The organism is Pseudomonas sp. XP2 (assembly GCF_053557975.1).
Genome location: NZ_JBNRIK010000031.1, coordinates 73,073 through 96,589, shown reverse-complemented (window position 1 = coordinate 96,589; position 23,517 = coordinate 73,073). Strand labels below are relative to the sequence as shown.

Sequence of the window (23,517 nt, the reverse complement as noted above, 5' to 3'; positions counted from 1 at the left end):
GGCGAAAAGGTGAGTTAGTGTCGCTATCGCAAATGGCCTATGCGCGAGCTAAAAACCAGCACTGTTTCGCTGTTCGGTCTTGCTGTTCGCTGTTCGCGTTCAGGTGTGAGCATCAACAATGAGTCAACATTCATTTTCAAAGGTGGCGCCAAATCACCTTTCCGCCCTTACGGCGGGTCACTTTTTGTCAAACGCGACAAAAAGTAACCAAAAAACGCTGGCTCCCATCATCCGGCCCCTGCGCTGCGCTCCGGGGTCCCCTCGCTCCGGGCTTGCTCCCGGGAGGACCGCGCTACAGGCCCCATCCTGGGGCCCAGCGCTTGACGGGCATCCATGCCCGTCACCTCCCTACGCAAGCCCTGCGCTCGGCCTCCTGAAGTCGCAATCTGCGTTGCCTGAGCTACCGCGCGCTTAGAAGCCAAAGCAAAAGCAAGAGCAAGAGCAAGAGCAAGAGCAAGAGCAAGAGCAAGAGCAAGAGCAAGCAAACCAAGGGGAACCTGCCGAACCCAGCCGGCCTCTCAATTCAACAGGCTTCTTTAGAGGACGCCGCACATGAAATGCCTGATGCCTTGGTTAATCGCAGCCAGCCTGGCAGGCTGCGGCGAAACAGCCCTGTTGAGCGTAAACGACGGCAGCGGGCCAAACCCCCGCCTCCCCACCCCCGTCACAACACTGATCCCCACCGTAAATATCGCCCCTGCAGTGGGCTGGCCAAAGGGCAGCAAGCCGACCTCGGCACCAGGCACCCAGGTCAAAGCCTTCGCCAGCGGCCTCGACCACCCGCGCTGGCTCTACTTGCTGCCCAACGGCGATGTACTGGTGGCAGAGACCAACGCGCCACCCAAGCCCGAAGATGGCAAGGGCATTCGCGGCTGGGCCATGGACAAGGCGATGAAACGCGCCGGCGCGACCGTACCCAGCGCCAACCGTATAACCCTGCTGCGCGATGCCGACCATGACGGGGTGGCAGAAACTCGCACCCCTTTCATCGAAGGGCTCAACTCACCCTTCGGCATGACCCTGGTGGGCAAGGACTTGTACGTGGCCGACACCGACAGGCTGCTGCGCTTTCACTATGAACCGGGCGCCATGCAGATAACCGATAAAGGCCACCCGGTGACCGCGCTGCCCGGCGGGCCGCTGAACCATCACTGGACCAAGAACGTGATCGCAAGCCCCGATGGCAAGAAGCTTTATGTGACGGTTGGCTCGAACAGCAACATCGGGGAAAACGGTATGCAGAAGGAGCAAGGCCGCGCCGCTATCTGGGAAGTGGACCCCGCAAGCGGCAAGCACCGGCTGTTCGCCACCGGCCTGCGCAACCCCAACGGCCTGGCCTGGGAGCCACACAGCAACGTCTTGTGGACAGCAGTCAATGAACGTGACGAAATCGGCAGCGACCTGGTGCCTGATTACATCACCTCGGTAAAAGACGGCGGCTTCTATGGCTGGCCATACAGCTACTACGGGCAGCATGTAGATCACCGGGTACATCCACAGGCCCCGCAAAAGGTGGCCCAGGCCCTGGCGCCAGACTATGCGGTCGGCCCGCATACCGCATCCCTGGGGCTGGCATTCACCGAGCCTGGTGTACTGCCGCCGCCTTTCGATCAGGGGGCATTGGTCGGCCAGCACGGGTCGTGGAACCGTAAACCACACAGCGGCTACAAAGTGCTGTTCGTACCTTTCGACCGCTCAGGCAAACCTGCCGGCCGCCCCATCGACCTGCTCACGGGGTTTCTCGACCAAGAGGGCAAGGCGATGGGGCGTCCGGTGGGCGTGATCAACGATGGGCAACGCGGTGTATTGGTGGCCGACGATGTCGGCAATGTGATCTGGCGGGTGAGCAAAGCACCTTGAAACCGGGCGGCCTGTATCAGCCCCGTTGAACGGGGCCGCTGCTACAGGCGTTGATTATCAGGGGTTCTGCGCCAGATGCCCTTGCGGAATCACACGCTTGGCTTGAAGGTAAGCCTTGGCCCAATAGCTGTTGGACAGATAGTCCAGGCGCACCGTGCCACCCGTGGAAGGCGCATGCACAAAACGCCCTTCCCCTACATAAATGCCAGCATGACTGACTTGCGAACCGCCACTGGTGGCAAAGAACACCAGGTCGCCGGATTGCAGTGCCTTGGCATCCACCGTAGGTGCACGCATGACGATCATCTCCCGCGTTGAACGCGGCAAGCTGATACCGGCCGCGTCACGGTAGACGTATTTGATCAAACCACTGCAGTCGAAGCCGGAGTCCGGGGTGTTGCCGCCCCAGCGATAGGGCGTGCCCACCAGGCCAATGGCGCGGATCAATACGTCATCGGCAATCGGCGAAGGGCTTGGCTGGCTGTAAGTAACCTGCGGCGTAACCACAGGGGCCGGCGCAGGCGCACGGCTGGAGCAGGCAGCAAGCAATGCTGCCAGGGAGAGAAATGCAAAGCGCGCCATCTTTATCATGGCCAGAACATCCTGTCTGAGACCGCTGCGCTGCAGCCGAAAAGAGTTGAGAATTTAGATTAGACGCTTTCTGTAAATGCGCACGGCGGCGAGCTTTTTTCAAAGCATCGCCGCCGCCGCAGGATATATCATTTTGCTATCAGTTGCGCGCGATGTTGGTCGGCGCCATGGCCAAGGCACGCTTGGCTTCAATGAAGGTCTTGCTCCAGTAGCGGTCACCGAGGCTGTCGATGCGAACGCCACCGCTGCGGCGGCTGCTGGAGTGGATGAACTGGTTGTCACCCAGGTAGATGCCGGCATGGCTCACACGACCGCGGCCGTTGGTGCTGAAGAACAGCAGGTCACCTGGCTTGAGCTTGTTGCGGGCCACTTTCGGGGCATCGACGTTGATCATTTCACGCGTGGAACGCGGCAGGGTCATGCCCGCTTCTTCGCGGAACAGATAGCCGATGAAACCGCTGCAGTCGAACCCGGACTTTTCCGAGGTACCACCGAAGCGGTAGCGGGTGCCGATCAACGACATGCCGCGCTCGAGAATGCTGTCCGCCAGTACCGGCAACTGGTAAGGCTTGCTGTTGCTGGAGAAAGCCTCCAGGTCATCTTCAGTGGCCAGCTCTTCCGGTTCGCCGAATACCGACGAAGGCGAGGCCTTGGCCTTGATTGCCGATTGTGCGGCGATCGGGGTGTGGTCCTGGGGCTGCAGCGCTGAATGAGAAGCTGGGCCTTGGGCCGCGCAGCCAAAAAGCAGGGTCACGAGTGCGAGTGGCACGAGGGGTGCGAAGCGCTTTAGCATGGGCACGACCGTGTCTGTAATCCTTTAGAGGGGGAAACTATGCCCTCTATCATGGCCATTTGCAAATTTTATCGAAAAAGATGTGACTTTTCTGTTTTGCCGCTCTGGCCCAGCGTTTTCAGGGGGTTACCAGCCCAGGGTTTCCTTGAGAAACGGGATGGTCAGCTTGCGTTGTGCCTGCAGCGAGGCCTGGTCGAGGCGTTCGAGCAGGTCGAACAGCGCACTCATGCTGCGCGCACCGCGGGTGAGAATGAAGTGGCCGACTTCGTCGGTAAGGTGCAGGCCGCGGCGCGAAGCACGCAACTGCAGGGCACGCAGCTTGTCTTCATCGGACAAGCCACGCATCTGAAACACCAGCGCCAGGGTCAGCCGCGACTTCAGGTCCGGCAGCTTGATCGGCAGCTCCCGTGGCGATGCCGAGGCGGCCAGCAACAGGCGACGGCCACTGTCGCGCAGGCGGTTGAACAGGTGGAACATGGCCTCTTCCCAGTCTGCCTTGCCGGCGATCACATGCAGGTCGTCGATGCACACGAGCTCGTACTGGGCCAGGTAGTCGAGCACCTCCACACCCCGATCGAGCAGTTGCGCCAATGGCAGGTAGACAGCGGGCTCGCCGCGTTGCTGGAAACGGTGGGTGGCGGCCTGCAACAGGTGGCTACGGCCAACACCCTGCTTGCCCCACAGATAGATAAGGCTCTCGGTCCAGCCGGCGTCGGCTTCGCATAGCCGCTCGACGTAACCCAATGCCGCAGCATTGGCGCCCGGATAGTAGTTGATGAAGGTGGCGTCATCGCGCAGGCGCACACCCAGGGGCAACTGGATCGGTGGTTTCATGCTCGCGGGCGGTCGGCAGGACCGCAGGGGGCCTTTGGTGAACAATCTGCAAAGTCTATACCCGCAACGCGGGGCGCACAATCACGGCAATGGATAGCACAAGCAAAATCAACAAGTTGCGCTATTTTGCCGCTGACATCGATCCCTGTGGGAGCGGGCGTGCCCGCGAACACCGGCAAAGCCGGTGCCATGCACCTTGTTACATGCTTGGCGGGCATGCCCGCTCCCACAGGTTTGGCACAGACCTGTCCCTCACAGCTCCGGGTCAATGTCCCCGGCGTACATGTCCGATTCTTTGTACAGGTCATGGGCATGGCGCAGCAGCACCATGATCACCGCCGCCACCGGCAGGGCCAGCAGCACCCCGGTAAAGCCGAACAGCTCACCACCGGCAAGAATGGCAAAGATCACCGCCACCGGGTGCAGCCCGATACGATCGCCTACCAGCAGCGGGGTCAGCACCATGCCTTCCAGCGCCTGCCCGACCATGAACACCGCAACGATACCCAGCATCGGGTACAGGTCACCACCAAACTGGAACAGGCCGGCCACCAGCGCGGCACCAATGCCGATGATGAAGCCCATGTAAGGCACGATGGCCGCAAGGCCCGCAAGCATGCCGATCAGCAGGCCGAGTTCAAGCCCCACCAGCATGAGCCCGGCTGAATAGATGATGCCCAAAGCCACCATCACCATGAGTTGCCCGCGCACGAATGCCCCCAGCACTTCATGGCATTCGCCAGCCAGGCCCACTACTTGCGGTTCACGCTGGCGCGGTAGCAGGCCGCGCAGCTTGCCCATCATCAGGTCCCAATCGCGCAGCAGATAAAAACCCACCACAGGGATCAGCACCATGTTCGCCAGCCAGGCCATCAATGCCAGGCTCGAGGCAGTGGCCTGAGACAACAGCATGCCAACGATATCGGTGGTCTGCCCCATGTGCGCGCCGATGGCGGCCTTGATCTTGTCGAACTTCCAGAAACCATCGGCCAGGCCCAGGCGACCCTGCACCCAAGGCAGCGCCACCTGTTCGAGCCAATCGAGCATCTGCGGCGCCAGTTCGTACAGGCGCACCAGCTGCTTGGCAAGCATCGGCACCAGCACCAACAACAGGGCGAGCATCAGCAGGGTGAACAGGCTGAACACCACCACAACGCCCCAGGTGCGCGACAGGCCCAGGCGCTCGAGGCGGTCAACCAGCGGGTCGGCCAGGTAGGCCAGCAGGATGCCTACCAGGAACGGCGTAAGGATATTGTGCAAGCTATAAAGCAGCACAGCGATCAGCAGAGCAACACCCAGCCAGATCCAGCGACGAACATCGGTCACGGTATGCTCCTCTTACCAGCGAAAACGCAGGCCGTCGAACGGCTTGGGCGCAGGTGTGGCCGGCGCGGGTTGCTCACCCGTTGCACTCGCAGACGGGGCTGGTGCGGGGGGCATTGCGGGCGCCTGGTCGGCAGGCAGTTCCTGCAACTTGGCCAGGCCAAGCTGGGCACGCAATTGCTCGCGGTTGCCGGTCACGCCATAGGTCAGGGTGGTGCCTTCGGCCATCTGCAGGCGCGGGCCGTAAGGCTCAAGCACACGGGCAAGCTCGGCATAACGCTGCAGGCTCATCCCCTGCACTTGCACCTGCATCTGGCTGCTGGCGCCCGGACGGGCGACATAACGCGGCGCCAGACGGCTGCTTACCGCCAACATCACCGCATCGGCCAAGGCTGCCGGGTCGCCCCCCTCGGCCGTGCCCTGCTCACGCTGGTCGCCCAGCCACAACTGCCACTTGCCCTGCCACTTTCCGTCGGCTTCCTGGGCATGTACCGCCAGCAAGGCGTCGGCGCCGTAGCGTTCAGAGGCCTCGCGCAGTGGGGCCGGGTCGCTGCCTTCGATCTGCTTGGCATTGGCCACCAGTTGCTCCTGCAGATCGGCCAGTGGCAGGCGCAGCGGCAGACCACGGTGCTGGGCGGCACGACGCAAAGGCTGGGCGCTGGCCTGACCATCACCGACCAGGCTACTGCCTTCGACGCTGTCATTCAGCCACCAGCCGAGAATCGATGGCCGATTGCTACCCCACAGCGCGAGGCCGGCCTTGCGCAGGGCGCGCTCGGTACTACCCGGGTCGAACTCGACCAGCACAGACTCGGGCGGGCCGGCTTCGCTGCCAACCTGGTTGATGATTTGCTGCGGATCCTTGCGCAGGTCGGCCAACGCCGGGCTCTGCGCTGCCTTTGGGTCGCCGGTCAGGCGCAGCACCAGCGTGTCGAGGGCTTTGGCGGTGGCAGCGGTACGGGCTTCGGCGCCCTGCCCGGTGACCGGCTCGCGCACCTGATAAAGGCCGGAAACATTTTCAGCCAAGGCAGTGGCCGAGATCAGGGCCAGGCAACCGGTTGCCAGAATATTGAACAAACGCATGGAGGATTCCTGTCCAGTTACCGCAATGTCTATACCTTATACACGGGGGCGCAAGGTAACCAGTCGTGAGAGGGTGAAAGATTGGTTGCGGGGTGTTGTCGGGAGCGTGCGCCGGGTCGGACAGGTGTTCGCCACGACAGGTTCAGTGCCTGGGCGAGCGAGCGCCGCCCGCTCGACGCATCGCAAGCGAAGTTCGCGCCAGGATCTGTTTCGGGCCAATGTCGCTTGTGCCTGAGCGCTCAACCGCCCTGTTTGTCCGGCAAGATAGCCATTTTCATGCCCTGCCCGTCGGCCTGAGGATGGCCGCTGCCCGGCAACCCTGATAAAATCGCGCGCCTTCACAGACCACTGACGTTTCAGGCAGCCGCCGCTTACCCGCCGGTCTTGGCCGTCATGGTCGTTTTTAAGAATCCCTCCCTCCTAAAGGCCTGGATCAATGAGCAAGCAACCCTCCCTGAGCTACAAGGACGCCGGTGTAGACATCGACGCCGGCGAAGCACTGGTCGAACGCATCAAGGGCGTGGCAAAACGCACCGCACGCCCTGAAGTCATGGGTGGCCTGGGCGGCTTCGGCGCCCTCTGCGAGATCCCGGCCGGCTATAAGCAGCCAGTACTGGTCTCCGGCACCGACGGCGTCGGCACCAAGCTGCGCCTGGCGCTGAACCTGAACAAGCACGACAGCATCGGCCAGGACCTGGTCGCCATGTGCGTCAACGACCTGGTGGTGTGCGGTGCCGAGCCGCTGTTCTTCCTCGACTACTACGCCACCGGCAAACTGAATGTTGACGTGGCCGCCACCGTGGTTACCGGCATTGGCGCCGGTTGCGAACTGGCTGGTTGCTCGCTGGTGGGTGGTGAAACCGCCGAAATGCCTGGTATGTACGAAGGCGAAGACTACGACCTGGCCGGCTTCTGCGTCGGCGTGGTGGAAAAGGCCGAGATCATCGACGGCTCCAAGGTTGCCACTGGCGACGCGCTGATCGCCCTGCCGTCTTCGGGCCCGCACTCCAACGGCTACTCGCTGATCCGCAAGATCCTCGAAGTGTCCGCCACCGACATCGAGAACACCCAGCTGGACGGCAAACCGCTGACCGACCTGCTGATGGCGCCTACCCGCATCTACGTCAAGCCGCTGCTGCAGCTGATCAAGAACACCGGCGCCGTGAAGGCCATGGCCCACATCACCGGTGGCGGCCTGCTGGACAACATCCCGCGCGTACTGCCGAAAAACGCCCAGGCCGTGGTTGACGTAGCCAGCTGGCAGCGCCCGGTGGTGTTCGACTTCCTGCAGGAAAAAGGCAACGTCGACGAGCATGAGATGCACCGTGTGCTGAACTGCGGCGTGGGCATGGTCATTTGCGTAGCCCAGGATCAGGTCGAAGCTGCCCTGAACGAACTGCGCGCCGCAGGTGAGCAGCCATGGGTGATCGGCCACATCGCCGAAGCCGCCGAAGGCGCCGCCCAGGTCGAGCTGCAAAACCTCAAGGCACACTGATGCCAAGCAAGACCTGCAATGTAGTGGTGTTGCTGTCGGGCTCCGGCAGCAACCTGCAAGCCCTGATTGACAGCTGCCAAGGCCAGGACAGCCCGGTGCGCATCCGTGCGGTGGTTTCCAACCGCGCCGATGCCTACGGCCTGCAACGCGCAGCGGCGGCCGGCATCGACACCGTCGTGCTCGACCACACCCAGTTCGACGGCCGTGAGGCCTTCGATGCCGCGCTGATGGCGCGCATCGACGGCTTCGCTCCCGACCTGGTGGTGCTGGCCGGTTTCATGCGCATCCTCAGTGGCGGCTTTGTGCGCCACTATCAAGGCCGCCTGCTCAACATTCACCCGTCGTTGCTGCCCAAATACAAGGGCCTGCATACCCATCGCCGGGCGCTTGAGGCAGGCGACGCCGAACATGGCTGCAGCGTACACTTCGTGACGGAGGAACTCGATGGCGGCCCACTGGTCGTACAGGCTGTGGTACCGGTTGCGTCTGACGACACCGTCGAAAGCCTGGCCCAGCGGGTACACCATCAGGAACACCTGATCTATCCGCTGGCAGTGCGCTGGTTCGCTGAAGGGCGCTTGCGCCTTGGCGAACAGGGTGCATTACTGGATGGCCAGCCGCTGGCGGCCAGCGGCCACTTGATTCGATCCTAGGAGAATTTATGCGTCGCGTCCTGCTCTTGGCTCTTGCCGTGCTTGCCCTGCCCCTCCAGGCAGCTGACCTCAAGCCTTTCTCGGCCAGCTACACCGCCGACTGGAAGCAGCTGCCCATGAGTGGCACCGCCGAGCGCAGCCTGGTCAAGAATGCCAACGGTACCTGGGACCTTAACTTCAAGGCTTCCATGATGATCGCCAGCCTGACCGAGCAAAGCACCCTGCGCCTGGAAAACGACACCCTGCTGCCGCAGAAGTACCATTTCGAGCGCGGCGGCCTGGGCAAAGCCAAGAAGGTCGACCTGAACTTCGACTGGACCGGCAAGAAGGTCACCGGCAGCGACCGTGGCGATGCCATCAACCTGCCACTGATCCGCGGCGTGCTGGACAAGTCGTCCTACCAGCTGGCGCTGCAGCATGACGTGGCGGCCGGCAAGAAGAGCATGACCTACCAGGTGGTCGACGGTGACGAGATCGACACCTACGACTTCCGTGTACTGGGTACCGAAAAGGTCACCACCAAGACCGGCCAGGTCGATGCCGTGAAGGTCGAGCGCGTGCGCGACCCAAGCCAGAGTAAACGCATCACCGAGCTGTGGTTCGCCAAGAGTTGGGACTACCTGCTGGTGCAACTGCGCCAGGTCGAGACTGATGGCAAGGAGTATGTGATCGTGCTGCAGGATGGCACGGTCGATGGCAAGCCGGTGAAGGGCAACTGACCCCGCACTGCCAGCAGCACCCGAAGCCCCGCTCAGTGCGGGGCTTTTTGTGCCTGCCCTGCACCGCCATCGCTTCATGAAACTTGTTTCATGCCCGTTTTATTTACTTAGCCTGCTAACAAACTCTATAAAGAGGGTGTGCGACACACTGTCGCAGCCAACTGAAGAAGTGGAGTTTACCGATGACAGTCCAAGTAACCGAACGCGACGAATCGAAAATGTCCCACGAAGGCCTGGCCGCTGGCGTGCGGATCTGGGATGTGCACCAACAAGGCCAACTGGTGGGCATGTTCCACAATGAACACGAAGCACACCAGTACCGCGCAGAGCTGGAAGACCTGGAAAGCCAGCGCACCACGCAGTAGCCCTCTTCAAATAAAAAACCCCGCCAAGGCGGGGTTGTTGGTTTTTACCACATCAGATCGTCCGGGATCTTGTAGGCCGCGTACGGGTCATCCTCGTCCGCTTCCTCGACATGGGTGTTGAGCAGCAGAATGCGGTTGGGGTCGCGCTCCTGGATCTTGACCGCCGCCTCACGAGGAATGACCTCGTAGCCGCCGGCATGGGCCACGACCGCCAGTGCGCCGTTACTCAACTTGGTCCGCATCAGGGCATTGACAGCAATGCGCTTGACCTTCTTGTCGTCGACAAAGTTGTAGTAGTCCTCGGTGTTCAGCTTGGGCAGGCGCGTGGCTTCGATCAATTGCTTGACCTGCGCGGCACGGGCCTTTTGCTCAGCCTTTTCCTGCTGCTGGCGATTCAGCTCCTGGTCGCGCTTGACCTTTTCGGCCATGGCTTCCTTGGCAATGCGCTGTTGGCTGTCGTCGACTTCGACCTGGCCTTTGTGCTCCATGCGCTTCTGTTTCTTTTCAGCTTTGTTGGTCTGCGAGACCTGTTTCTGGTTGACCAGACCGGCTTTGAGCAATTGGTCGCGAAGGGAAAGGCTCATGAATGTTCACTCACTTATGCAACAGCTCAGCCGCAGCTGGGCAGGTTCTTTTCCTGACGCTTGGCTTCACCCCAAAGGGCGTCCAGTTCGTCAAGGTCACAATCTTCAATGGGGCGGCCACTGTCGCGTAACGCCTGTTCGATAAAACGGAAACGTCGCTCGAACTTGCGGTTGGCGCGGCGCAGGGCGTTTTCCGGGTCTTGCTTGAGGTGGCGGGCCAGGTTGACGGCGGCGAACAGCAGGTCGCCCACCTCGTCTTCAAGCGCATCGGCATCACCGTCGGCCATGGCCTGAAGCACTTCATCCAGCTCTTCGCGCACCTTGTCCAGCACCGGCAATGCAGCAGGCCAGTCGAAACCGACCGTGGCCGCACGCTTTTGCAGTTTGGCTGCCCGCGACAGGGCCGGCAAGGCTGACGGTACATCGTCGAGCAACGACAGTTGCTCGGGTGTGCTTTTCTCGGCCCGCTCCTGGGCCTTGATCTCTTCCCAGCGTGACTTGACCTGGGCCTCGTTCAGGCTGGGCGTATCCAGCGGCGCATACAGCTCGCCGGTAGGGAATACATGTGGGTGGCGGCGGATCAGCTTGCGGGTGATGCTGTCGACCACGCCATCGAACTCGAAACGGCCCTCTTCCCGGGCCAGTTGGCTGTAGTAGACCACCTGGAACAGCAAGTCGCCCAGCTCACCCTGCAGGTGCTCGAAATCGCCGCGCTCGATGGTGTCGGCGACTTCGTAGGCTTCTTCGATGGTGTGCGCAACGATACTCGCGTAGTTCTGCTGAAGATCCCACGGGCAGCCATATTGCGGGTCGCGCAGGCGGGCCATGAGGTGCAGCAGGTCTTCGAGGGTGTAGGTCATCTAGACAAGTCCTTCGGCAGTGGCTTCTTCGCGGGCTTGCCCGCGAAGAGGCCACGCAATCTCAAGGGGTTCTATTACGCCGCGTCTCGATGATGTTCGGCAACTGCGAAATCCGCCCCAGCAGGCGCCCCAGCGCATCCAGGCCTGGAATCTCGATGGTCAGCGACATCAACGCAGTGTTGTCTTCCTTGTTCGATCGGGTGTTCACCGCCAGCACGTTGATCTTCTCGTTCAGCAGCACCTGCGACACGTCGCGCAGCAACCCCGGGCGGTCGTAGGCACGGATAACGATGTCGACCGGATAGGTCTGCACCGGGATCGGCCCCCAGCTCACCTGGATCATGCGCTCCGGCTCCTTGCCCGCCAGCTGCAGCACCGAGGCGCAATCCTGGCGGTGGATACTCACGCCACGGCCCTGGGTGATATAACCGACGATGGCGTCGCCCGGCAGCGGCTGGCAGCAGCCGGCCATCTGCGTCAGCAGGTTGCCGACCCCCTGAATCTGGATGTCGCCACGCTTGCCGCTGCGCGGCCCGGTAGGTTTGCGCGGGACCAGTTCGATCTGCTCGATACGCTCGGGCTCCAGCAATTGCTGGGCGGCGTTGACCAGGTGGGCCAGGCGCAGGTCGCCCGCGCCAAGCGAGGCGAACATGTCCTCGGCAGTCTTGACGTTGGTCTTCTCTGCCAGGCGCTCGAAGTCCACCTGCGGCAAACCCAGGCGGCTGAGCTCGCGTTCGAGCAGGGTTTTGCCGGCGGCTACGTTCTGGTCGCGCGCCTGCAGCTTGAACCAGTGCACGATCTTTGCCCGCGCCCGCGAGGTGGTGACGTAGCCCAGATTGGAGTTCAACCAGTCACGGCTGGGGTTGCCGTGCTTGCTGGTGATGATCTCCACCTGCTCACCGGTCTGCAGGCTGTAGTTCAGCGGCACGATACGGCCGTTGATCTTGGCACCCCGGCAGTTGTGGCCGATCTCGGTGTGCACACGGTAGGCGAAGTCCAGCGGGGTCGCGCCCTTGGGCAAGTCGATGGCGTGGCCGTCAGGGGTGAACACATAGACCCGGTCCGGCTCGATGTCGACCCGCAACTGATCGACCAGGCCACCGATGTCGCCCAGCTCTTCGTGCCATTCCAGCACCTGGCGCAGCCAGGAGATCTTCTCTTCGTAATGGTTGGAGCTGGGCTTGACGTCGGTGCCCTTGTAGCGCCAGTGGGCGCAAACCCCCAGCTCGGCCTCTTCATGCATGCCGTGGGTGCGGATCTGCACCTCCAGCACCTTGCCCTCGGGGCCGATCACTGCGGTGTGCAGCGAGCGGTAGCCGTTTTCCTTGGGGTTGGCGATGTAGTCGTCGAACTCTTTGGGGATGTGCCGCCACAGCGTGTGCACGATACCCAGCGCGGTGTAGCAGTCGCGAATTTCCGGCACCAGCACACGCACTGCACGCACGTCGTAGATCTGGCTGAATTCCAGGCCTTTGCGCTGCATCTTGCGCCAGATCGAATAGATATGCTTCGCCCGGCCGCTGATGTCGGCATTGACGCCCGTGGCCAGCAGCTCGTTCTGCAGCTGGTTCATCACGTCGCTGATGAAGCGTTCGCGGTCCAGCCGGCGTTCGTGCAGCAGTTTGGCGATCTGCTTGTACTGGTCGGGTTCGAGGTAGCGGAAAGACAGGTCTTCCAGCTCCCACTTGATGTGGCCGATACCCAGGCGGTGCGCCAGCGGCGCATAGATGTCGAACACCTCACGCGCGACACGCAGGCGTTTCTCGTCGTCGGCGGCCTTGACCGCACGGATTGCACAGGTACGCTCGGCCAGCTTGATCAGTGCCACACGCACATCGTCGACCATGGCCACGAGCATCTTGCGCAGGTTCTCGACCTGCGCCTGCGAACCCAGCACCAACGACTGCCGCGGGCTGAGACTGGCGCTGATGGCCGCCATGCGCAACACGCCGTCGATCAGCTTGGACACCACCGGCCCGAACCGCTGGCTGACCTCGGCCAGGGTCACTTTGCCTTCGCGCACCGAACGGTAGATAACCGCTGCCACCAGGGAGTCCTGGTCAAGCTTGAGGTCTGCCAGAATTTCGGCAATTTCCAGGCCTGCCTGGAAACTGGACGTACCGTCCGCCCAGGAATGCTTGGCCGGGTTGCCCTTCTTCTCGATCTCATGGGCAAACTCGCAGGCTTCTTTGAGCGCTGCGCGATCCAGTGCCGAATCGACGCTTACCACATGGTCCAACCATCCTTCGAGATTGATACTGCCGTCGGTGTTGACCGGCTGGTGCACTCTCACCTGTACCATCTTTGTTTTACCTTTCCATACAGCGCGCCACGCGGGAGCGCTGGAGATCACCGTGCGGCAACCATTCCATGGAAGCCGCACCAAGGGGCCACTCTGCTAGCCCGCTTCGAATAACGCCATGGCCTCGACATGCGCCGTTTGAGGAAACATGTCGAGAATCCCGGCCCTTTTTAACCGGTACCCCTGGCCGACCAGCACCTGCGCGTCTCGCGCCAGCGTGGCCGGGTTGCACGATACGTAGACCAGCCGTTTGGCCTTGAGGCGTGCGATGCCTTGCACCACCTCGAACGCACCGTCGCGCGGTGGATCCAAGAGTACCGCAGAAAAGCCTTCGGCGGCCCATCCGGTGCCTGCCAAAGGCTGCGATAAATCGGCCTGAAAAAACCGTGCGTTATGCACATTGTTGTTCCGGGCATTGGCCGCGGCCCGATCGACCATGGCCTGAACACCTTCTACCGCCACTACCTCGCGCGCCTTGCGGGCCAGCGGCAGGGCAAAGTTGCCCAAGCCGCAGAACAGGTCAAGCACCCGCTCGTCGGCTTGCGGTGCCAGCCAGGCCAGGGCCTGCTCGATCATCGCCGTGTTGACCTGGGCATTCACCTGCACGAAGTCACCAGGGCGCCAGGCCAGTTCCAGCTGCCACGGCGCCAGGGCAAAGCCCAGTTGTGCGGCAGGGTCCACCGGCGCCGGCTCATCTTCACCCTGCAGCCACAGCTGGGCATTGGCCTGTTCGCAGAACGCCTGCAGCTTTGCCAGGTCGTCTGCCGGCAGCGGCGCGACGTGGCGCACCAACACCGCCTCGGCGGTACCGCTGAACAGTTCCACATGGCCTACCGCCTGCGGTTTGCTCAACGAGCGCAGCACCGTCGGCAAGTGACGCAAAATCGATTGCAAGGGCTGTACCAGCACCGCGCAATCGTCGATGGCAATAATGTCCTGGCTGGCTTCGGCACGGAAGCCCACCTCCAGCTGACGCGCCTTGACGTCCCAGCGCACGGCCACACGGGCCCGGCGCCGGTAGCCGAATTCCGGCCCGCTCAGGGGCGCGGCCCATTCCTCGGGTTGCACGCCGGCCACCCGCTGCAGTTGCTCGGCAAGGGTGCGCTGCTTGAGTGCCAGCTGCGCTTCATGGGGCAGGTGCTGCAGGTTGCAGCCACCACAGCGCGCATAATGGCGGCACGGCGCCTCACGGCGCTCGGGGCTGGCCTGCAGCAGCCGCTCCAGGCGGGCCTCGACCACTTTGCCACGGGCGTTGAGCACCCGCGCCTCCACGGCCTCACCGGCAAGGGCGCCACTGACGAACCAGGTGCGCCCGTCAAGGAAGGCGATGCCACGGCCGTCACCGGCCAGGCGCTCGATGTCCAGGCGCTGCTTCTTGCCCACGGGGACCTGGGGGGTGCGGTTGCCGCCGGCCGGCTGGAAGCGCAGGCCGCTGTTGCTTTTTTTCTTGGACATTTAGCTCGGATCAAACAGGCCGGTGGACAGGTAACGGTCGCCGCGGTCGCAGATGATGGCAACCATCACGGCATTTTCCACCTCGCGGGAGAGGCGCAGCATGGCTGCAACCGCACCACCAGAGGACACGCCGCAGAAAATGCCCTCTTCACGGGCAAGGCGGCGGGTGGTGTCTTCGGCTTCCTGCTGCGACATGTCGACCACACGGTCGACACGGGTGGCGTCGAAGATTTTCGGCAGGTATTCCTCGGGCCAGCGGCGAATGCCCGGGATAGCCGAGCCTTCCATCGGTTGCAGGCCGATGATCTGCACCGCCGGGTTCTGCTCCTTGAGGTATTGCGAGCAACCCATGATGGTGCCGGTAGTGCCCATGGAACTGACAAAATGGGTGATGCTGCCCTGTGTCTGCTGCCAGATCTCAGGGCCGGTGCTGTTGTAGTGGGCAATCGGATTGTCGCCGTTGGCGAACTGGTCAAGCACCAGGCCGCGGCCTTCGGCTTGCAGTTTCTCGGCCAGGTCGCGGGCGCCTTCCATACCCTCCTCCTTGGTCACCAGGATCAGCTCGGCGCCATAGGCGGTCATGGCGGCCTTGCGCTCGGCGGTGGAGTTGTCGGGCATGATCAGGATCATCTTGTAGCCCTTGATCGCCGCCGCCATTGCCAGGGCAATACCGGTATTGCCGGACGTGGCTTCGATCAGGGTGTCGCCGGGCTTGATCTGGCCACGCAATTCGGCGCGGGTGATCATCGACAGCGCCGGGCGGTCCTTCACCGAGCCGGCAGGATTGTTACCTTCGAGCTTGAGCAGGAGGGTGTTGCTGGTTTCACCAGCAATGCGCTGCAGGCGAACCAGGGGCGTATTGCCGACGCAATCGGCGATGGTTGGGTACTGCAAGGTCATGGTGTATTTCACAATCCGGACGGCAGGGGCGCCTATCATACCGGCAAACCCTTCGCGGCCATATCACGCAATCTGTGGTGTATATAGCTACAAGCTATAACGCGGACCTGTGCGGGCTTCTTCGCGGGTAAACTCGCTCCCACAGGTACTCCACTGGCCTCAAGCGTAGTGGTGACCCTGTGGGAGCGGGTTTACCTGCGAAGGGGCCGGCGCATGTAACGGCAACCTCATCCACAGCCGCAGCCCACGCTTGCCATTCTGCGCCCACAAAGTGCCGCCTTGGCGCTGAATGGCACTGCGGGCGATGCTCAAGCCCAGGCCGAACCCCCCATCCCCTGGCCGAGAACCGTCCAGCCGCGAGAACGGGGCGAAGATCCGCTCCAGGTCTTCTTCAGCCACACCGCCGCCCTCGTCCTCCAGCCACAGCCGCCAATAACTGCCTTCGGGCTGACCACCCAGCCGCACCACCCCCTCGGCCGGCGAGTGACGAATGGCGTTGCGCAAGATGTTTTCCAGTGCCTGGGCCAAGTGGTTGAGGTTGCCCTGCACCCAACAGTCGGCCGGTACTTCGCAGCGCAGGCGCGCGGGAGACCAGCCGCTTTCGTAGCTGGCATTCTCTGCCAGCAGTTCCCAAAGCGCGTGGACTTCGATGGGCTCCAGGTTCATCGGCGCACGTTCGGCGTCCTGCCAGGCCAACTGCAGGGTGTCCTCCACCAACTGCTGCATGCAGTCCACTTCACGGGTCAGGCGTTCGCGCAGGCGCTGCAGGTCGGTTTCGCCGTCGCATGCCACCCGCAAGCGGCTCAGCGGTGTGCGCATTTCGTGGGACAGGTCGCGCAGCAACTGCTGCTGCATGGCCACCGTGCCCTGCAGGCGCTCGGCCATCTGGTCAAAGGCGCGGGCCAGTTCGCCCAGCTCGTCATGGCGTGCGATAGTGCGCGAGTCGAGGCGAGCCGATAACTGATCGGCGCGCCAGGCATTGGCCTGCTCGCGAAGCTGATTCAGCGGCACGATCAACATGCGGTAAAGGCCCACGCACAACAGCAAGGTGAACAGGCCAGGGATGACGCCGTTGGTGACGATGCGCCACAGCAACCGGTACTGGTCCGGATTGAACCGCTGTGGCAGTTCGATCACCACCATGCCCTGCTCAGGCGCCCCCGGGAACGGTATACGTACCCACGGCTGGTCGACGCTGCGCCGGCTCATCGGCCAGTCGACACCCCGCAGGCGCGTCAGCCGCTGCATGATCTGCGGGTCGAGGGTGGCGCTGTCGAGCGGCCTCAGGTTGATATCGAGCACGCCAACCCAGCCCCGTTCGCGCTGGTGCATCGTCGCCACCCACTGGTCAAGCCCTGCCCGGCCGCCGCTGCGCCAGGCCTGTTCAGCCTCGCCGGCATAGCCACGCAACACCTGCCGCGCCGGCTCCGAGAGGAAGGCATTCTGGATTTCCATGTGCCGGCCCCAGGTGTAACTGAGGCCGATCATCAGCAGGCAGAAGCCCACCAGCAGGATGGCCAGTTTCCAGAACAGCGAATGGCGGTCAAGCATGGGGGATCACTCCGCCTCGCTGGCGCTGAGGACATAACCCTTGCCCCACACGGTTCGGATCTGCCGTTCGTGATAGCCAATGCCCTTGAGCTTGCGGCGGATCTGGCTGACGTGCATGTCCAGGCTGCGGTCATGCCGCGAATAGCCACGCTGCAACACCTGCTGGTACAGGAATGGCTTGCTCAGGACATCATCGAAGTTGCGGTTCAGGATGTCGAACAGCCGGTATTCACTGGGGGTCAGGCCCGCCAGGCGACCGTCCAGGCGTACGTCACACAAGCCCTCGTCAAACTGCAGCTCGCCGCAGGCGGCATGCTCCAGCGGGGCTTGGTGACGGCGTTCCAGCGCCACCCGGCGCAAGATTGCCTCGATGCGCACCTGCAGCTCGGCCATGCTGAACGGCTTGGGCAGGTAATCGTCGGCCCCGCGCTGGAAGCCGCTGATGCGGTCGGCCTCGGCACCCAGCGCCGACATCAGGATCACCGGCGTCGCGCTGCGCTTGCGCAATTGCGCCAAGGCATCCAGGCCGTTCAACCCGGGCAGCAAAATATCCATGAGCACCACATCGAAAACCTGGCGACCTGCCGTTTCCAGCCCCTCCAGCCCATTTCGGCACCAGGTTACCTGGAAGCCGCCGCGTTGCAGCTCTTCGTGGAGATAGGCACCCAGAACCGGGTCGTCCTCGATGGCGAGGATGTTGGAGTTGTAAATAGCTACAGGATTCATTGGCAACTGCCATGCATTCTCAATTGCGCGATTATTGAGCATCCAATACCCGCCAGGCAACCGCCCTGTGACCAATGCCCCGGCAATGGTGCAAAACAGCCACTAAAGAGGTGCAATAGCGCTGCAGGCGGAGTAACTTCCCGGCTTGGCCGTCATCGCTTGACGGCGTCCAGGCACATGACAGGAGGCGAGTGTGCTCGATCGTTTGGGAATCCGCAGCCGGGTCCTGCTGCTGGCCCTGCTGCCGGCCGCTCTGATGGCCCTGGTGCTCGGCAGTTACTTTACCTGGCTGCAACAGAACGACCTGCGTACCCAGTTGCTGCAACGCGGCAAGATGATCGCCGAGCAGCTGGCGCCGTTGGCTGCACCCGCCATGGCCCGGCTTGCGCCCGCACAGCTGGAGCGCATCGCCGCGCAGACCCTGGAACAGGCCGATGTGCGTGCAGTCGCATTCCTGGCCCCGGACCGCACGCGCCTGGCCCACGCGGGCCCGAGCATGCTCAACCAGCCGCCCAGCGGAGGCACTGGCACGCAACTGCTGCAACGCAGCGGCAATGACGCCACCCGCTACCTGATGCCCGTGTTCGGCCACCACCGCGACCTCGCCACCGATGCCGTGCCGGCCGAAGCCGAGCGCCTGCTAGGCTGGGTCGAGATCGAGCTGTCGCACGACGGCACCCTGCTGCGCGGCTACCGCAACCTGTTCACCAGCCTGCTGCTGATCCTCGCCTGCCTGGTACTCAGCGGCCTGCTGGCGCTGCGCATGAGCCGCACCATCAACGACCCCATCGAGCGCATCAAACACGCGGTCAACCAACTCAAGGACGGCCACCTCGAAGAACGCCTGCCGACCATGGGCAGCCACGAGCTGGACGAGCTGGCCCGTGGCATCAACCGCATGGCCGAAACCCTGCAAAACGCTCACGAAGAACTGCAGCACAGCATCGACCAGGCCACTGAAGACGTGCGCCAGAACCTGGAAACCATCGAAATCCAGAACATCGAACTGGACATGGCGCGCAAAGAGGCCCTTGAGGCCAGCCGCATCAAGTCGGAGTTCCTGGCCAACATGAGCCACGAAATCCGCACGCCGCTCAACGGCATCCTGGGCTTTACCCATCTGCTGCAGAAAAGCGAGCTGACGCCACGCCAGCTGGACTACCTGAACACCATCGAGAAGTCAGCCGACAACCTGCTGGGGATCATCAACGAGATCCTCGATTTCTCCAAGATCGAGGCCGGCAAGCTGGTGCTCGACAGCATTCCTTTCAACCTGCGCGACCTGATCCAGGACACCTTGACCATCCTCGCCCCGGCCGCCCACGCCAAGCAGCTGGAATTGCTCAGCCTGATCTACCGCGACACCCCTTCTTCGCTGATCGGCGACCCCTTGCGGCTCAAGCAGATCCTCACCAACCTCGTCAGCAACGCCATCAAGTTCACCCGCGAAGGCACCATCGTCGTGCGCGCCATGCTCGAAGACGAGCACGAGGACAGCGCGCAGCTGCGCATCAGCGTGCAGGACACGGGTATCGGTTTGTCACCGCAGGAAGTGCGCACGCTGTTCCAGGCCTTCAGCCAGGCCGACAACTCGCTGGCCCGCCAACCCGGTGGCACGGGGCTGGGGCTGGTAATTTCCAAGCGCCTGATCGAGCAGATGGGTGGCGAAATCGGTGTCGACAGTACCCCGGGCGAGGGGTCGCAGTTCTGGATCAGCCTCAACCTGCCAAAAGCCCACGACGACCTCGAGGAGCAGCCGTTGCAGCCGCTGCTGGGCCGCCGCGCAGCCATCGTCGACGGCCACGAGCTGGCGCGCCAGGCCTTGGAACACCAGCTGGAGGACTGCGGCCTCAGCGTCAGCCTGTTCGCCTCCTACGAGCAGTTGCTGCAGGCGGTACAGGCCGCCAGCCAGGCCGGCCTGCCGTTCGAGTTCGCCGTGCTCGGGGCGAACATGGGCAACCTGTCGCCCGAACAACTGGGCCACTATCACCAGCAACTTGAGCGTTACCATTGCCAGTGCGTGGTGCTGTGCCCCACCACCGAGCAGGCGCTTTATCACCCCTACCTGCCCAACGGCCATGGCCAGTTGCTGTCCAAGCCCACCTGCACCCGCAAACTGCGCCGTCTGCTGATGGAGCTGGTGCAACCGCGCCGTCCACAGAGCGAGGCGCACAACATCAATGGCCAGCGCCAGCCGAAGGTTCTCTGCGTCGACGACAACGCCGCCAACCTGCTGCTTGTGCAAACCCTGCTCGAGGACCTGGGCGCCCAGGTGCTGGCCGTGGACAACGGCTATGCAGCGGTGGAGGCCGTGCAGGACGAGCCGTTCGATCTGGTGCTGATGGACGTGCAGATGCCCGGCATGGATGGCCGCGCCTGCACTGAGCAGATCCGCCTTTGGGAAAACACCCAAAGTAGTAACCCTTTGCCAATCGTCGCCCTCACCGCCCATGCCATGGCCAACGAAAAGCGCGCATTGCTGCACGCTGGCATGGACGACTACCTGACCAAGCCGATCAGCGAGCGGCAACTGGCGCAAGTGGTGATGAAGTGGACTGGTTTGAGCCTGGGCGTGCCGCAACAGGCGCAGACAGAGCCATTGGCCAGCAGTGATGACCTGAAGGTGCTCGACCCCGAAGAAGGCCTTCGCCTGGCGGCAGGCAAGGCGGACCTGGCGGCCGACATGCTGAGCATGCTGCTGTCCTCGCTGGACGCCGACCGCGATGCCATACGCGCCGCCCGCGAGGCAGACGACCGCAATGCCCTGATAGAACAGGTACACCGCCTTAACGGTGCCTCGCGCTATTGTGGTGTGCCACAGCTGCGCGCAGCCTGTCAGCGCAGCGAAACCCTGCTCAAGCAGGACCACCCACAGGCACAGCAAGCGCTGGATGAGCTGGACGGTGCGATCAGCCGGCTAGCGGCGCAGGCCAGATTGAGTGCATGGCCGTTGCTGTGGCCTACGCAGCATTTGTAGGAGGAGCCTGACCATGCGCGTCCTGTTGTTCAGCAGCCAGCATTACGACCAGGAAAGTTTCACCCGGGCCGCCAGCGGCAGCGCGCTGGAGCTGCATTTCCAGCCCGCCCGCCTGACCCTCGACACCGCTGCCCTGGCTAGCGGCTACGAAGCCGTTTGCGCCTTCATCAATGATGAACTCGACGCCTCGGTGCTCCAGCGCCTGGCCGAAGGCGGCACACGCCTGATCGCCCTGCGTTCGGCCGGCTACAACCATGTCGACCTGGCCGCTGCCCAGCGCCTGGGCCTTGCCGTGGTGCGCGTGCCGGCCTACTCGCCGCACGCTGTGGCCGAACACGCCGTGGCACTGATCCTGGCCCTCAACCGGCGCCTGCACCGGGCCTACAACCGCACCCGCGAAGGCGACTTCACCCTGCACGGGCTGACCGGTTTCGACCTGCACGGCAAAACCGTCGGTGTGGTCGGCACCGGCCAGATCGGTGCCGCCTTCGCCCGTATCATGGCTGGCTTCGGCTGCCAGCTGCTGGCCTACGACCCCTACCCCAACCCAGAGCTGCTGGCCCTCGGCGCGCGCTACCTGACCTTGCCCGAGCTGTTGCGCGAAGCCCGTATCATCAGCCTGCACTGCCCGCTGACCGAGCACACCCGGCATTTGATCAATGCACAAAGCCTGGCGCAACTGCAGCACGGCGCCATGCTGATCAACACGGGGCGTGGCGCACTGGTCGATACCCCGGCACTGATCGACGCGCTGAAAAGCGGCCAGCTTGGCTACCTGGGCCTGGACGTCTACGAAGAAGAAGCCCAGCTGTTCTTCGAGGACCGCTCCGACCTGCCCCTGCAGGACGATGTACTGGCCCGCCTGCTGACCTTCCCCAACGTGATCATCACTGCCCATCAGGCCTTCCTTACCCGCGAAGCGCTGGACGCCATTGCCGCCACCACGCTGGACAACATCAACCGCTGGGCGGCAGGCAATCCACAGAATCTGGTCATGGGTTAGTGCTAGGATACGCGGCATTTCTGGAGGACCCATGGTCGAGCACGATTTCCGCTACACCCTTTTCAACCCGCAACACACCCTGATCGAGTGCCGTGCACTGGTGCCGGGCCGCTATCAGGTCACCGGCAACGGCGGTTCGATGCACAAAGGCGACACCCTGCTGGTGACCCTCAAGGGCAGCAAGGACTTGTCCATGCGACTGACCGTGGACAGCGTGCGCCACCTGATCAACCCGCGCGGCCAGTGGGTTGCCGTGGCCAGCGGGCCCGTGTTCAACGAACTGGAAATCCTCACTTGGCAGGTTGAGTGCGACAGCTGCGACGCCGTGCTGGATTTCGAATTTGCCGTGGACGCCAAGCTGGGCAAGAAAGCCCGCCAGCCCGCCGCCAACGCACGTATCGCCGAACTGGGCTGGGCCAGCCGTGGCGAAAAACACCTGTGCCCGCGTTGCCAGGAGAGCGCCGAGTGAAAAATCTGCTCACCGGCGTGCTGATTACCACCAGCCTGCTCGGCTGCGCCGCACAACCTTCAAAACTGCAACAGGAGCGCAGCTACGTGCTGGAGTGGATTGGCGAACGCCCGCTGATCGACTACAGCCACCTGACCCTGACCCTGGCCAGCGACGGCCGCGCCTATGGCAATGCCGGCTGCAACCACTGGTTTGCGCCGTATACGCTGGAGGGTGAGCGCCTGAGCTTCGGCAAGGTCGGCAAGACCCGCAAGCTGTGCGCACCGGCGTTGATGGAGCAGGAAAAGCGCTTTTTGCAGGCGCTGGAAACGGTAGAGCGCTGGGATGTGTCGCCGGTGGAGCAGATGCGCTTCTGGCCCGCCGAAGGCAAGCCACTGCGGTTCTGGCCTGAGGAAGGCTGAGGATTGCCGGGGCCGCTTTGCGGCCCCAACTGCATCAGGCGCCTTTCAGGGCCTTGATCTTGGCCTGCAGCCCTTCCAGGGTCTGCTCGCCCATCAACTGCTCACGCACCTTGCCCTTGTCATCGATGATGTAGGTCACCGGCAGCGCCTCGCTGCGGGGCAGGTCATAACGCTCGGCCGGGTCCTGGGCCAGTACGGTAAAACCGATGCCCAGGGTTTCAGCGGCCTGTTTCAGGTCCTGCCCTTGCAAGCCATCGAAGTTCACCCCCACCACCTTGATGCCATCGGCCGCCCACTGCTTGGCCGCCGCGTTCAATTCCGGGATTTCGGTACGGCACGGCCCGCACCATTCGGCCCAATAGTTGAGCACCAGCCAGTGCCCTTCGATCTGTTCGGCCTTAACCGTATTACCGTGTTGGTCCACGCCATAATCGGCACCGCAACCACCGAGCAACAGGCTCGCGGTGATGGCCAGTACTGCTGCCAGACGCCTTGCCATGGGTCAATCCTTCTCGAGTTTTAAAGCAAATTGGTCAGTCGCTGCGGTTAGAATAGCCGCCACACCCAGCTGGA

22 protein-coding genes are annotated in these 23,517 nt (G+C 63.0%); 9 read left to right on the top strand and 13 right to left on the bottom strand.

Translation table 11 applies throughout. The annotated features are described in order from the left end of the window. The first annotated feature begins 552 nt into the window (after positions 1–552). Entirely contained in the window at positions 553–1,860 is a 1,308-nt protein-coding gene (locus tag ACK1VC_RS25270) for a PQQ-dependent sugar dehydrogenase (protein WP_191087341.1), read from the top strand. A 57-nt stretch (positions 1,861–1,917) separates the two neighbouring features. On the opposite strand, the gene ACK1VC_RS25265 is transcribed toward ACK1VC_RS25270, so the two are convergent. The 5 genes from ACK1VC_RS25265 to ACK1VC_RS25245 all read right to left on the bottom strand — a co-directional run bounded on the left by ACK1VC_RS25265 (position 1,918) and on the right by ACK1VC_RS25245 (position 6,484). Then, the gene (locus ACK1VC_RS25265; RefSeq protein WP_016485272.1) at positions 1,918–2,451 is read right to left on the bottom strand and encodes a C40 family peptidase; all 534 of its coding nucleotides are present in this window, start codon (positions 2,449–2,451) and stop codon (positions 1,918–1,920) included. A 139-nt stretch (positions 2,452–2,590) separates the two neighbouring features. Further along, positions 2,591–3,244, bottom strand: a complete 654-nt coding sequence (locus ACK1VC_RS25260; protein ID WP_016485271.1) for a C40 family peptidase — start codon at positions 3,242–3,244, stop codon at positions 2,591–2,593. Between the two features lie 126 nt (positions 3,245–3,370). Then, positions 3,371–4,078 carry a DnaA regulatory inactivator Hda gene (gene hda / locus ACK1VC_RS25255; RefSeq protein ID WP_016485270.1) on the bottom strand — a complete coding sequence of 236 codons (708 nt, stop codon included), beginning with the start codon at positions 4,076–4,078 and terminating at the stop codon, positions 3,371–3,373. A 252-nt stretch (positions 4,079–4,330) separates the two neighbouring features. Continuing rightward, the gene (locus tag ACK1VC_RS25250) at positions 4,331–5,404 is read right to left on the bottom strand and encodes an AI-2E family transporter (protein WP_016485269.1); all 1,074 of its coding nucleotides are present in this window, start codon (positions 5,402–5,404) and stop codon (positions 4,331–4,333) included. A 12-nt stretch (positions 5,405–5,416) separates the two neighbouring features. Further along, positions 5,417–6,484, bottom strand: coding sequence for a DUF2066 domain-containing protein (locus tag ACK1VC_RS25245; RefSeq protein ID WP_191087340.1), 1,068 nt, complete (start codon positions 6,482–6,484; stop codon positions 5,417–5,419). 436 nt (positions 6,485–6,920) lie between these two features. On the opposite strand from ACK1VC_RS25245, the gene purM reads away from it, so the two are divergent. The 4 genes from purM (at position 6,921) to ACK1VC_RS25225 (ending at position 9,716) form a co-directional block, all read left to right on the top strand. Then, a complete protein-coding gene (purM, locus tag ACK1VC_RS25240) occupies positions 6,921–7,979 on the top strand; it encodes a phosphoribosylformylglycinamidine cyclo-ligase (protein ID WP_016485267.1) in 1,059 nt (352 codons plus the stop codon). Next, a complete protein-coding gene (purN, locus tag ACK1VC_RS25235; RefSeq protein WP_016485266.1) occupies positions 7,979–8,632 on the top strand; it encodes a phosphoribosylglycinamide formyltransferase in 654 nt (217 codons plus the stop codon). The genes purM and purN overlap by 1 nt, the downstream gene beginning before the upstream one ends. 8 nt (positions 8,633–8,640) lie before the next feature. Next, on the top strand, positions 8,641–9,351 hold the full coding sequence (locus ACK1VC_RS25230; protein WP_096425703.1) for a DUF3108 domain-containing protein: 711 nt from the start codon (positions 8,641–8,643) through the stop codon (positions 9,349–9,351). A 182-nt stretch (positions 9,352–9,533) separates the two neighbouring features. Further along, positions 9,534–9,716, top strand: coding sequence for a hypothetical protein (locus ACK1VC_RS25225; RefSeq protein WP_016485264.1), 183 nt, complete (start codon positions 9,534–9,536; stop codon positions 9,714–9,716). 44 nt (positions 9,717–9,760) lie between these two features. Here ACK1VC_RS25225 and ACK1VC_RS25220 read toward each other — a convergent pair whose 3' ends face one another. The 7 genes from ACK1VC_RS25220 to ACK1VC_RS25190 all read right to left on the bottom strand — a co-directional run bounded on the left by ACK1VC_RS25220 (position 9,761) and on the right by ACK1VC_RS25190 (position 18,094). After that, a complete protein-coding gene (locus tag ACK1VC_RS25220) occupies positions 9,761–10,300 on the bottom strand; it encodes a DUF2058 domain-containing protein (protein ID WP_016485263.1) in 540 nt (179 codons plus the stop codon). 26 nt (positions 10,301–10,326) lie between these two features. Continuing rightward, positions 10,327–11,160 (bottom strand): nucleoside triphosphate pyrophosphohydrolase, encoded by an 834-nt coding sequence (mazG, locus tag ACK1VC_RS25215; protein WP_016485262.1) that lies wholly within the window; start codon positions 11,158–11,160, stop codon positions 10,327–10,329. Positions 11,161–11,221: 61 nt separating this feature from the next. After that, on the bottom strand, positions 11,222–13,462 hold the full coding sequence (gene relA / locus ACK1VC_RS25210) for a GTP diphosphokinase (protein ID WP_016485261.1): 2,241 nt from the start codon (positions 13,460–13,462) through the stop codon (positions 11,222–11,224). Between the two features lie 96 nt (positions 13,463–13,558). Continuing rightward, on the bottom strand, positions 13,559–14,917 hold the full coding sequence (gene rlmD, locus ACK1VC_RS25205; protein ID WP_016485260.1) for a 23S rRNA (uracil(1939)-C(5))-methyltransferase RlmD: 1,359 nt from the start codon (positions 14,915–14,917) through the stop codon (positions 13,559–13,561). Beyond that, complete coding sequence (gene cysM / locus ACK1VC_RS25200; protein ID WP_024717686.1) at positions 14,918–15,817, bottom strand: cysteine synthase CysM; 900 nt, start codon at positions 15,815–15,817, stop codon at positions 14,918–14,920. It lies immediately after the preceding gene. 159 nt (positions 15,818–15,976) lie between these two features. Beyond that, complete coding sequence (locus tag ACK1VC_RS25195) at positions 15,977–17,368, bottom strand: sensor histidine kinase (protein WP_060519593.1); 1,392 nt, start codon at positions 17,366–17,368, stop codon at positions 15,977–15,979. A 6-nt stretch (positions 17,369–17,374) separates the two neighbouring features. Then, positions 17,375–18,094, bottom strand: coding sequence for a response regulator transcription factor (locus ACK1VC_RS25190; RefSeq protein WP_016485257.1), 720 nt, complete (start codon positions 18,092–18,094; stop codon positions 17,375–17,377). A 193-nt stretch (positions 18,095–18,287) separates the two neighbouring features. Here ACK1VC_RS25190 and ACK1VC_RS25185 point away from each other — a divergent pair, with 193 nt between their 5' ends. The 4 genes from ACK1VC_RS25185 to ACK1VC_RS25170 are packed head-to-tail and all read left to right on the top strand — an operon-like array spanning position 18,288 to position 22,944. After that, entirely contained in the window at positions 18,288–21,071 is a 2,784-nt protein-coding gene (locus ACK1VC_RS25185; protein ID WP_016485256.1) for a response regulator, read from the top strand. Positions 21,072–21,084: 13 nt separating this feature from the next. Continuing rightward, positions 21,085–22,074 carry a 2-hydroxyacid dehydrogenase gene (locus ACK1VC_RS25180; protein WP_016485255.1) on the top strand — a complete coding sequence of 330 codons (990 nt, stop codon included), beginning with the start codon at positions 21,085–21,087 and terminating at the stop codon, positions 22,072–22,074. A 31-nt stretch (positions 22,075–22,105) separates the two neighbouring features. Further along, positions 22,106–22,543, top strand: coding sequence for a hypothetical protein (locus ACK1VC_RS25175; protein WP_096425701.1), 438 nt, complete (start codon positions 22,106–22,108; stop codon positions 22,541–22,543). Beyond that, complete coding sequence (locus ACK1VC_RS25170; RefSeq protein ID WP_016485253.1) at positions 22,540–22,944, top strand: META domain-containing protein; 405 nt, start codon at positions 22,540–22,542, stop codon at positions 22,942–22,944. Before ACK1VC_RS25175 ends, ACK1VC_RS25170 begins: the two co-directional genes overlap by 4 nt. A 34-nt stretch (positions 22,945–22,978) precedes the next feature. On the opposite strand, the gene ACK1VC_RS25165 is transcribed toward ACK1VC_RS25170, so the two are convergent. Further along, positions 22,979–23,443 (bottom strand): TlpA disulfide reductase family protein, encoded by a 465-nt coding sequence (locus ACK1VC_RS25165; RefSeq protein ID WP_023047672.1) that lies wholly within the window; start codon positions 23,441–23,443, stop codon positions 22,979–22,981. Positions 23,444–23,517: the final 74 nt, after the last annotated feature.